Annotated in this window: 5 protein-coding genes; all 5 read right to left on the reverse strand. The window is 37.2% G+C overall.

The genetic code is table 11. The annotated features are described in order from the left end of the window. Nucleotides 1-2,844: hypothetical protein (locus RAO94_01655; protein ID MDP8321034.1), on the reverse strand; the 2,844-nt coding region annotated here is incomplete at its 3' end. Between the two features lie 73 nt (nt 2,845-2,917). Continuing rightward, a complete protein-coding gene (locus RAO94_01660) occupies nt 2,918-4,291 on the reverse strand; it encodes a T9SS type A sorting domain-containing protein (protein MDP8321035.1) in 1,374 nt (457 codons plus the stop codon). Between the two features lie 66 nt (nt 4,292-4,357). Then, the gene (locus tag RAO94_01665) at nt 4,358-5,017 is read right to left on the reverse strand and encodes a hypothetical protein (protein ID MDP8321036.1); all 660 of its coding nucleotides are present in this window, start codon (nt 5,015-5,017) and stop codon (nt 4,358-4,360) included. A 1,104-nt stretch (nt 5,018-6,121) separates the two neighbouring features. Then, on the reverse strand, nt 6,122-7,426 hold the full coding sequence (locus RAO94_01670) for a deoxyribodipyrimidine photo-lyase (protein ID MDP8321037.1): 1,305 nt from the start codon (nt 7,424-7,426) through the stop codon (nt 6,122-6,124). Continuing rightward, nucleotides 7,426-8,344, reverse strand: a 919-nt coding sequence (locus RAO94_01675) for a FlgD immunoglobulin-like domain containing protein (GenBank protein ID MDP8321038.1), incomplete at its 5' end; no start/stop codon positions are given. The genes RAO94_01670 and RAO94_01675, both read right to left, overlap by 1 nt.

Consider the following 8,344-nt stretch of genomic DNA (forward strand, 5'->3'; position numbering starts at 1 on the left):
AGCATATCCTGCAATTCTGTCACCAGCATAAGCGATCAATTCATCACCAGGATGAGGCGTATATCCAGAGATGATTGCTGTGATACTGGCAGTATATTCATATTGAGAATAATCTATTTTTATTTTAGGTTTTTCATAAACTGCAGCGATATTATTCCTGGTTGCCTGTGGATAATTGAAAACCTGATCATATAGAGCATGCACCATATATCCTTCCCCTGGATCAAGAAATTCCAAAGGTCCTACCCAGCCTATTCCCTCGTAATAAAGGGCATAGCCACTCTGATATTTAATATAATCAAGATTGCCCGACAAATCTGCTAATGCTTCATCAATAGACATTGTTTCAGCAGGAATATAACTGATCCAATTCCATCCCGCATAGATTTCTATCTCAGTTTCTTCAGGCTCAATGATCCAACCTTCAGGATGCAATACTGCAGGTTCCAAAAGATGAGCTTTATACAAACTTGAGCATGTTAAATTCAAAAGCGGTCCATTCCAACCTAAACCTGGATAAAAATTTATAAAGCCAGTTTGACCTTTCAGATAATCTGCCGAATCACATATAGAACTTAACATATTATCAGGTTGAGGGTGATTTGTACCAATTGGTAAAGAAAACCAGTTCCAACCCGGCAGCAAATTATAAGATTCTGGATATTGGGGCTTTATTAAAATTTCTGCCTCAACTGATGCTGACAATCCAGTAACGTCCACTACTCTCAATAAAGGATGATAATCTCCTGCAATCTGAGGAGCATCAGTTATCTGCATAATTCCATTTTCTGCATTTAAATTCAGACCATCATTATCATCAATGAACAGCTCATACTGCTCCCCATCAGGTTCATATATAAACGGATTAAGGTCAATCCAGTCATCCAATTCGGCAGCAAAGATTAGCTGTTCCGGCAAATTAATACAAGGTTCATCAGGTTCAGGAGCGACTATAATTTCAATTTCGACAGTATTTCCTGTAATAATGGAGTCATTTATAGAAATCTCCAATATAGTGTTGCCATTCCAGTCTGGCGATGCTGTAAGCTCATAAATAAGAGGTATTTGATCATTGTCAAAATTGAGCAGATAATAATCAGGAGGAAATCCTATATTGCTGTTTGGCGTTACTATCACTGAAATCGAAGAAAGATAAAGCATTTGCTCTTCAGGATCATAGGCCTTGAAGCTGATATTATCATTTCCCTGACAATATATTGGCAAAATGGCAAAACTATTTCCCTGATAGTTAGTTGTAGTAATTGTTCCTCGGCATTCTGAGTCCGAAAAAGCTGCAATTATTGTTCCTTGTGAGACGCTTTCCCCAAAATGGGTCACTTGCAAATACGCAGAAGCGGTATTATTATAAATTACCGGTTGCCATTGCGGAGTTTGAGGAAATATTTCCAGTAATCCCTGATCATTGATGTTTATCTCAAAATCATCATTATCAACATCATAACTATTGCTAAGATCCAAAAAACCTGAGTTGTCTTCAGAAAATGTTATATTTTCCGGAGCTACTAATACTGGTGCATCATTAACTGGTAAAACATGCACAATTAAAGTATCCAGATCATATAATCTACCACCATCAGATGCATATATCAGCATTTCAGCATCACCAAACCAGTTCTCAGGAGCACTGATATTCAGGATATTACTACAGATTTGGGCAATCAAAACTGAATTATTTACTATTTGATAATTTATCTCATCATTCTCTAAATCTGTGGTGTAATATTGCAAATCAAGCTGATATTCATCATCTTCATAAAAAAGTACTTCAGGCAGTGATAATACCGGAGGTAAATTACCGCTCCCAACATCCAGAAGAATATTTTGCCTGATTTGAGAAACAACTGGATAATCGCTCAATATAATACTCATCAGTTCATTCTGCTCAAGTTGTTCTGCAATATCAATTGTCATATCAGATTCAATTATTTCATCGACTCCTGAAATGGAGAGCAAATCTGGATAGCCTATCATACCTCCAGGTTGAGTATTCACTATCTGATCGCATAACCAGGTTCTGTCTTCAGATATATCATGTATTTTAAAAATCACAGACTCAATCGAAGTACCAAATATTATCAATGTAATTACAGGTATGGAATCCCACATTTCTACTTCTGCTACTGCACGGCATTCATTTCCCACAAAAGCACTCACTAGATCACCCTCATCAGCTGCTTCATCATTGATTGTCATTTCAGCAAAAAGAGTTGTTACTCCGCTGGAAGTTACAGCTTGCCATTCTGGTACAGCTAAGCTGATTTCAACTTCATTGGGTAGAACACTGGAGAAATAAATAATATCATCATCCAGGTCATAAAAATCTGTACCAAAATAATAATTGAATGTTTCTCTCTCATTTAGTATGATCACATCGGGAATTTCTAAATAGGGTAAATGGTTCGAATTTGTTGTAGTTGCAGTCAATGGCAAAAAATCTGGTGGATAGCCAATGACATTACCAGGTGAGGTCATTGTTGAATAACTGATTGGACAAATTAATCTCTCAGTTGCCTGATATAAATAGAATTCAACTTCTTCAGTAAATTCACCATTGATCACCAGCGTCACATAGGACTGCCCGTCTAATATACTCACATACTGCCAACCACGGCATTCACCATCAACGAAAGCTCCAACGCGTTCTTCTGTGGTTACATCTGCCCCATCTAAGGTAATTCTTCCATAAGCTGTCGTACTGTTGCAATAATTTACAATTTGCCAGTCCGGTTCAGATATAAGTCTTACATCTGAATATACTGGTATTATTGATACTAATAATAAGCATAATAAAATACTACTATTTTTAATACTCCCAGTAGACATAAAACTTTATATACCCCTCTTTTTACAAAGTGATTTTTTCCCAAACTTCTGCTTTTATGTCAATATTTTTGAACTATTTAAGTAATATTCCTTTGATTTCTGATGTACTTTTGGTGCGATTTAATCTAAATAAATACAATCCGGAAGAAACCTGCCTACCTCTTTTATCTATACCGTTCCAGGTAAATTGATGATGTCCAGCTTCCCGACTTCTCTCCCCACTCGACCAGATTTTTTGTCCACGCACATTATATACTTCTAATTTTACCTGATCAGGTTTCTCTAAGTAATAATTAATTGTAGTGATAGGATTGAAGGGATTGGGATAAATACTGATTTCATAATCCGGCTCCAAAATATCATCTAACCCATTTACCTGGAGTTCATAGCAACCAAGATCAAGACCATTCCCGCAATATCGATCATTTCCTGCCAGATCAGTTTCTGGCAGCATTATATTTGCTTCTCCAGCATCAACACATACTGAAAGAGTGCTCAAGTCCCAAACATCGCTGAGTTCTGGATCAAGAAAGAGATTTTCTTCATTTAAAAACTGATCTATATCATTTACTCCATAATAATAAGCTCTGGGCTCAAATATCTCTCCACCTATAAAATACTCCGTCTCATTACCCCAGATGATATTATTAATCAGTTTGGGTTTACTGAATAAATTCGTTAAAGCACAACTTGGTGTCCATTCATCTTCATTGATGGAGTAATTATCTGTGATTGTGTTATTGATCAGGATTGGATATGAATACTCATTATAAAACACAGAACCTGTCATCAGACAATAATTATCATGAAATAGATTATTGATTATTTCCGGTTGGCTCAAAGTCCTGCAGGCGATTGCTCCCCCCCTTTCAGCGACATTATTGCGAAATATACAGTTTTCTATCCTGATCTTTGAGAAATTATTCAGCGATATTGCTGCTCCCGCCTGTAATGTGTCTAACGTGGATTTGGCATATTCAAATACGCAGTAGCGGAAGATTGAGCTGTCCTGTAATGCAGTTGTATAAGGATATCTGATACCATTCCAGGCAGAACGCTGCGATTCATTATAAGTAAATGACTCCGGATCAGATGAGGTAAATATTATTCTCTGATCAGCACTGCCTTCGGCAAGGATACTTCCTAATACTTCAACTTGATAATAATTAGTGAATTCAATCCTTACTCCCGCTGCTATCTGCAATATCACATCTTCATTAATAATCAGATCACCAGTTACTCTGATCGTGTCGGCTTCCCAGAAAGTATTTTCATTGATCTCCCCAGATACATCTACGATCTCTCGTATCACTGTTTGAACCGGGTTTCCTGATATTATGTCATCACTTTTTATTTCCCTGGCAGGAGCAAATATCCTGCATCCATATCCAGCAGCAGGTGACCCCTCCGCCAGACTGAAATCAAGATTTTCTGCATCATTGAACATAGGATCAATTCCAAAGGTATTATTATATTCTTCTAATCCAGCTTCCAGCCAGACAAATGGAGCAAATCAGCCATAATCACAAAGCACCGCAATATGACGCAGTGAATCTGCATTAGCAGTATCATCACTGAACCATGACCAGTTGTCGTGAAAAAATGGCAAACCACCTTGTCCGCTTATACCCACATTTATCCCTGTAGGTAGCCATTCCATCGAGAAGCCTGTTAAATAGGTGTATTCGTCACCCGTCTCTTTCGCATTTGTGAATATATTATGATGAAGAACTATATCTTCACCCGTTCCCATAAAACGGAAACAGTAGTCATCATTATTATAGAAAGTACAATAACTAACAACTCCCTCTGGTTTTGCCTGAAATAATGCAGATTCACCCCGGTAATGCACATCACCATTGATGATAATACAGTCCTGGATATCAAGACGGTTATTGCAGTATGATATAGTTAGTTCACTGCCTTCCAGATCAAGAATTGCTCCATTTCCCTCAATGAAAACATCTTCACCTTCTATTCCTTCAAGATGATTCGTCTGAGGATTAAGGGTCTTCCCTATCCATAAACCTCCTGTATAGATAATGCCCGTCTCAAGTATCAAATACCGATCATAATTACCTTGAGTCCCTGAGCCATCATAGACTTCCTGCAAACTTATAGCTGATAGGAATGCAAAACTTACCAATATTAATAATATTATTATCCTTGTCATTTTTCTTAATACCTCTATTATTTATTTTTCACCTCTTATATTCTCTGTCAAGTTAATCACATCAACAAAGTTATATGTGCACCGCGGGGTATTTCCAGGTGGGGCACAGATAACGGCCTTTATCACCTGATTACAGTTAAATATTCCAGCATCACCTAGTTTTTCTCCCATCATCTCAATGTTTGATACACCAACTGTTAGGGACAGACTCGTGTGCCTGCCCTTTTCGAAAATTTTATCCCACCATAAATTCAGGGCAGACACACGGGTCTGCCCCTACGAAATTCTGGCGCAAAAGCCCGGCAACTTGATTTCGAGCATTGCGAGATTTCAGACATATTTCATCCAATATTTGTCCTTTGCAAGTTATATAAATCACTCATAATTAATTTATAACTTTGTTCTAATCAGCAATCAAGTACAATTAAAGTGCCTAAACTGGGAACAGCATAACATAAAAATGTCATGCTGTTCCCAGTTTAGGCACCTTGAGATATCCTGATAGGTAATTAGGATGTGAATGGATAGTTTTTAGTATTCTTTTACTGGCATAAATAACTATCTTACTTACATTTAATTTTACATGCAATAATTACTTTGAAATGACAGGAGATTTATTGAGAAAGAAAATCAACATATTGAGTCTTATTTTCGACATACAACTAAATGGATAGATTAAATTGATCTAATTATGAGTTTACGTTTGTTTTATTAGCATAAGAAGTAAAGATAATTCTCAGATAATTTATGAGAATGGAATAATAAGCGATTTATTGTTTTTTGGGAACTAATCTGAAATACTATAAAAAACCTAATCCATCGCCCGTATTTGTCCCGGTAGAAATCCCAGATGTGACAGATGAGTCCATGTTCTCAATGATAAAAATAAATGTCAGAAATCACTTATTTATGTAAGTGTAAGAAATCATGATAAATATAGATTTATATAAATTTTTATATGGTTTGGCACACTATATGCTATTATATATATTGTTTTTAGTAATACCCCTCACATCAGGATTGGCTGGAGCAAGCGATCCTGACTTCGTCGGGCAGGAATAATCTCCCAAATATTCCTGCCCACCCTCTTTTTAGGTACCTTTACTAATATTTCTTATGATTCCAGGTTTCAGCATATTTTTTAATATTGAATTTTCTTTCAAGACCTTTAGCATTCATATAGCGGATTTTCCCAAAAACTGCTCTTTCTTTCCAGGGATGATCATGCAGACCGAAACACCAGGCAATTCCGGCATAACTATTGGCATCTCTGCCATCAAGCTGATATTTGTTATTAAGCCAGCACATCCAATCATAAGCCTGTTGAGGGGATTCTGTCCATTCCATAATTTTTTTGCCCCAATACATTCGCATATAGTTGTGCATGATCCCGGTAATCAGCAGTTCATTCTGGGCAGCATTCCAGTATGGATCATGTGTCTTTGCCTGCTCAAATTCTTCTAAAGAATAGAGATGTTCCCGCTGGTCTTTTTTGTGCAATTCCAGACTTGATTGAGCCCAATGAGGTACAGCGTGCTGATATTTGTCGTAATCCGGAGCAAACCAGATGAAATTTACAGCGAGCTCCCTTCTCACGATAAGCTGTTCCAGATAAGCATCTTTTGCTTCTTGAGCAGTTTTGCTTTTCATAACTTCCAGAGCAATTTCCAGTGATGAAACCTGCCCAAAATGCAAATATGGACTAAGTCTGGAAACATTGTCCAGACTGGGATCATTGGAGGAGAGGTGATATTTAGATAGTTTTTCAGAAATGAAATAAGCAAGTTTGCTCTTTGCCTGGGAATAACCGCCAACATGATACTGCGGATGATCAATATTATTTAAAGAATATGTTTTATAGACTTCCTGATTTTGCTTAAATTCTTTCACAAGATTATGTGATAAATCATTGTATTCGACGCAAATGTCCGGGATTTCAGTAAGATATTTATCCAGTAATCTTCGTATCCGTGGCCTAATTGTCCTGGCAGCAATCTCCTGTTTATCAGAAACCTGCATAACCGGGATTATAGTATCAGTATCTATTATGCGAGTAGGGCATTTAACAATTTTCTGTATGGATTTTCGCCATTCTCTTTGAATTCGCAGGTAACCTCTATCCATAATAAGGGTTTCTGCCTTCACTGAAAGGTTGATGACTTCTTCTGTGACATTACCAATCCTGATAATAAAGTTGATATTCTTTGCTTTCAAAGCACTTTCAACTTCCTGTATACCTTGCAGCATGAATCTGTAATGAGCTGGCTGAGCTTCAGGAAAAGGAGTAATTATAAAGCAAACCAGTAATGGTAATTTTTTACTGTTTGCTAATTGAATACTGTAATTCAGAGCCTGGTTATAATTTACCCGTTGAGCCTGCTGCATCCAGTAAAGAATATATTCTTTCATTATCTCAAAAGCAGAAGCTTACGGTTATAAGTCCTCTTACTGGCAGTTAACTGATATAGATATACTCCTGCTGAGACACAATTACCCCTTTCATCTCTTCCGTCCCAATTGACAATGAAACTTCCAGGTTCTTGATCTTGATTGATAAGTTTGCGTACTAATTGTCCTTTGCTGTTAAAGATATTCAATTTTATCCTTCCTGGTTCAGCAATGTTATAGGAAATATTCAGGTTCATGCGCTGCTGATCAATCAGGCAGGGATTAGGATAGCTTTGACCCAGACTTGTTATTTCAGGTATTTCATTATCATTATTATCAGTTACAATGATATTAAATATCTCAGGAGATTCAGGTTCTCCCATGATCGCATTATTGCAGAACTCAATAACCGGTTCACAGATATATTCCTGATCATCTGCCATTAACAGCCTCAAATGCAGGGATTCACCCTCTACATTACCAGCTATGGTGAAATACCATAAGCCAAGCTCTACAATGTATTCTCCTGCTCCATGGCAAATATCAGCATCATCAAAATATCCTGCTTGAATGATATCCCCAACTTCATATTGATCCGTTGCTATTGAAGCCAGTAAGGTCATATTGTTTTCAAATCCTTTCGCTGTATCCCAGAGATAGGACTTTTTCTCAGGGAGTAGATACTCTGGATATTGTCTCGTGTCAGGATAGATCAGAGTATCTGGCTGAGCCATTTTAAGCTTATATCCTACACCAGGTTCAAGAACATTTAATTGCCCAACCCAGCCATAACCGGTAAACCAGGTGGATGAGATATTCTGAGCTTTTATCTGCAATGCATCAGGTTCTAATTGTGCCATTAGATCAATAAGAGGAATTGGGTCTTGAGGTAAATGTCCAATCCAGTTCCAATCAGCAGTGAGTGATAAAGGTATTTGC

The sequence above is a fragment of the Candidatus Stygibacter australis genome (assembly GCA_030765845.1).
Lineage (GTDB): Bacteria > Cloacimonadota > Cloacimonadia > Cloacimonadales > TCS61 > Stygibacter > Stygibacter australis.

Excerpts from the sequence above, each read along its gene's own strand:
- RAO94_01660 (MDP8321035.1), bottom strand. The coding sequence starts at position 4,291 with ATGTTCAATGATGCAGAAAATCTTGATTTCAGTCTGGCGGAGGGGTCA.
- RAO94_01665 (MDP8321036.1), bottom strand. The coding sequence starts at position 5,017 with ATGACAAGGATAATAATATTATTAATATTGGTAAGTTTTGCATTCCTA.
- RAO94_01670 (MDP8321037.1), bottom strand. The coding sequence starts at position 7,426 with ATGAAAGAATATATTCTTTACTGGATGCAGCAGGCTCAACGGGTAAAT.